Annotated in this window: 1 protein-coding gene; it reads left to right on the top strand. The window is 60.8% G+C overall.

Going from position 1 to position 521, the window contains the following annotated elements:
* Nucleotides 1-62: 62 nt before the first annotated feature.
* A partial coding sequence (locus tag AC1DY5_RS58285) for an SAF domain-containing protein (RefSeq protein ID WP_478123134.1) occupies nucleotides 63-521 on the top strand: 459 nt, incomplete at its 3' end.

The following is a 521-nucleotide window of genomic DNA, read 5'->3' as shown; positions in this document are numbered from 1 at the left end:
GTCTCGCGCTGCCCACCTGGCTGCTTCACTCAGAAGCCAAATTTGACCTAGGAAGAAATCATATGAGCCACGATTCACTCGCCTTCAAGCTTCATCCGAATGACAACGTCGCGATCGCGCGAAATGCCATTGCCAAAGGAACTGTCCTTGCCGCGTTCGCCAACCTGGTCGTGACGGCAGACGTGCCTGCAGCGCACAAAGTGGCACTGGCACCGGTCGCCTTGGGCGAACCGGTTCTGCGCTACGGCCAGATCATCGGCTTCACGACCCAGCCCGTCTGGCCTGGTGAGCACGTCCACACGCACAACTTGGCCATGGGATCGTTCAAGCGCGACTACGCGTTCGGTGAAGACGCGAGAGTGCCGGCTCCGCCGGCGACGCCGGCCACGTTCAAGGGGTTCGTGCGTGCTGATGGCCGTGTGGCGACGCGCAACTACATTGGGGTTGTCAGCACCGTGAACTGCTCCGCCACGGTGACGAAGCTGGTGGTCGAGCACTTTTCCAAGAGTGATGCGCTGAAG

The sequence above is a fragment of the Variovorax sp. P4_D9 genome (genome assembly GCF_056401695.1).
The sequence above is the reverse complement of the archived record's forward strand: the minus strand, read 5'-3'. Positions and strand labels throughout refer to the sequence as shown.